Consider the following 3,040-nt stretch of genomic DNA (forward strand, 5'->3'; position numbering starts at 1 on the left):
GCAGCTCGCAGGATTCCTCCCGATGTACGTGCCACCAGGACGAGCCGGCTTCGCCTTGATAGGGGCTGCTGTTGAAGGACAGCATCACGCTCTCGCGGCCTGGGTGTGACCGAGATTCGACTTGATCGACCCCAGCAGCAGCGGACGGTCCTCGTCCCGATCCTGACCGTAGGTCGCCAGCAAGGCCTGCGCCTCGATCGGGTCACCCAGCGTCGTTCCCGTACCGTGCGCCTCGACCGCGTCCACTTCGGACACCGAGAGCCCTGCCCCGGCCAGCGCCTGGCGAATCACCCGCTGCTGAGACGGACCGTTCGGCGCCGTCAACCCGTTCGACGCGCCGTCCTGGTTCACCGCAGAACCCCGCACCACCGCGAGCACCCGATGACCGTTGCGGCGCGCGTCCGACAGCCGCTCCAGCACCAGCATGCCCACACCCTCGGAATAGTTGGTGCCGTCCGCCGCGTCGGCGAAGGACTTGCACCGCCCATCGCCTGCCAGCCCACCCTGCGCGCTGAAGCCGATGAACACCGCAGGGGTGGCCATCACGGTCACACCGCCCGCCAGCGCCAGGTCGCAGTCACCCGAGCGCAGTGCCTGCGCCGCCATGTGCATCGCCACCAGCGACGACGAACACGCCGTGTCCACCGTCACCGCCGGGCCCTCCAGACCCAGCGCGTACGAAATCCGGCCGGTCGCGACGCTGCCCGCCGTACCGGTGCTGATGAAGCCCAGCGCCTCCGGCGGGAGTGCGGCGCTCATCCCGTAGTCGTGATACATCACACCGGCGAACACGCCGGTACGGCTGCCGCGCAACGAGGTCGGGTCCACGCCCGTCCGCTCGATCGCCTCCCACGACGTCTCCAGCAGCAGGCGCTGCTGCGGATCCATCGCCAGCGCCTCACGCGGCGAGATCCCGAAGAACCCCGGATCGAACTGCGTGGCACTCTCCAGGAAGCCACCCTCGCGCACATAGTCCAAGCTGTGCGAGGCCCCCAGATCCCAGCCGCGTGTGGTCGGGAACTCGGAGATCCCGTCCCCGCCCTCGGCCACCAACCGCCACAGATCCTCCGGAGAGGCGACCTCACCCGGGAAACGGCACGCCATACCCACGATCACGACCGGATCGTTCGTTACCGGCACCAGCATCGCGGGAACCGTCACATCGGCGTCCTCGCCGAACAGCTCGGCCAGCAGGAACTCCGCCAGCACGATCGGTGTCGGGTAGTCGAACACCAGCGTCGCCGGCAACCGCAGCCCGGTCGCGGCGTTCAGCCGGTTGCGCAACTCAACGGCGGTGAGGGAGTCGAAGCCCAGCTCGCGGAACTCCCGACGCACCTCCACCGTGTCGGACGAGGCATGGCCCAGCACCATGGCCGCCTCGACGCGCACCAGATCCACCAGGACCTCGGCCCGCTCGGCCGCCCCCAGCGGAGCCAGCCGCTGCAGCAGCGTCGCGGCCACCACCGAGCCCGACGCCGCCGACCGCCGGCCACCTCGCACCAGACCCCGCAACAACGGCGGCACCTCGCCGTGGACGCGCATTGAAGGAAGATCCAGCCGAACCGGAACCAGCACCGCGTGCTTCAGCGCGGTAGCGGCCTCGAACAGTGCCATGCCCTGCTCCACCGTCAACGGCGGCATGCCCGTACGGGTGATCCGCTGCATGTCGATATCGCCCAGCGTTCCGGTCAATCCGGTGTCCTGGGTCCAGGGCCCCCAGGCCAGCGACAGCGCGGGCAGCCCCTCGGCCCGGCGGACCTGCGCCAAGGCGTCCAAGAACGTGTTCGCGGCCGCGTAGTTGCCCTGCCCAGCGGAGCCCATGACCCCCGACAGGGACGAGTACGTGATGAACGCCGCCAGATCCAGATCCCGGGTGAGCTCGTGCAGATGCCAGATGGCGTCGACCTTCGGACGCAGCACCGCATCCAGCCGCTCCGGCGTCAGCGACGGAATCGTGCCGTCGGCCAGCACACCGGCGGTGTGAATGACCGCGGTCAGCGGATGCTCGGCATCCACCCGCGCCAACAGCGCCGCCACCTGATCGCGATCCGCCATGTCACACGCCGCGATCGTCACCTCGACCCCATGCGCGATCAACTCCGCCCGCAACTCCAGCGCACCCGGAGCATCCAACCCCCGACGACTGGTCAGCAACAGATGCCGCACCCCACGCTCGGCCACCACATGCCGAGCCAGACTGCCCCCCAGACCACCCGTCCCACCAGTGATCAACACCGTCCCGTCCGGATCCCACGACCGTCCGGCCTCCTCCACAGGCGCCACCCGCACCAAACGCGGAACCCGCATCCCACCCTCACGCACCGCCACCTGCGGCTCACCCGAGACCAACACCCCCGCCAAAACCGACGACGACACCTCACCATCGGCATCGACCAGCACGAACCGGCCCGGATTCTCCCACTGCGCCGACCGCACCAACCCCCACACCGCCGCACCCGCCAGATCCGCGACCACATCACCTTCCCGCGCCTCAACCGCACCCCGCGTCACGAACACCAACCGCGACGCCCCGAACCGCTCATCGGCCAACCACCGCTGCAGCAGGCCCAGGACCTGTGCCACCAGCGCGTGCGTCGACTCCACCACGTTCTCGGCATCGGCCGATCCCACGGCGACCATGACCACGTCCGGCACCCGATCCAGCAGGGCCAGGTCCGAAAGGGCTTCTCCGGTGAGTTCGGCCACGTCCAGTTCGGCGTCGGATACCAGCGTCTGAACCGAGGGCGTCCACTCCAGCCCGAACAACGCGTCCCGCTCGCCCCTTGGGGTGCTCCCGGCGGCGGCGAGCTGGTCGGCCGAGACCGGGCGCAGCACCAGTGACCGCGCCGACACCACCGGTTCCCCGGCGAAGTCCACCGCGCTCAGCGATACCGCGTCCTCGCCCACCTTGGCCAGTCGCACCCTCAGCAGCGTCGCCCCACTCGCGTGCAGGCACACCTCATCCCAGGAGAACGGCAACCGCGTACCCGCTGCGGCGTCCAGCCCGGTGAAACTCACCGCGTGCAGCGCCGCGTCCAGC

The 3,040-nt window shown here is 69.7% G+C and carries 1 protein-coding gene; it reads right to left on the minus strand.

All coding sequences use genetic code 11. The features are described from left to right. Positions 1-84: 84 nt before the first annotated feature. Positions 85-3,040 (minus strand): SDR family NAD(P)-dependent oxidoreductase (locus ABZ260_RS49240; protein WP_355632368.1); only part of this gene is annotated, 2,956 nt, incomplete at its 5' end.

It is taken from the genome of Streptosporangium sp. NPDC006013 (genome assembly GCF_040614275.1).
Classification (GTDB): Bacteria; Actinomycetota; Actinomycetes; order Streptosporangiales; family Streptosporangiaceae; genus Streptosporangium.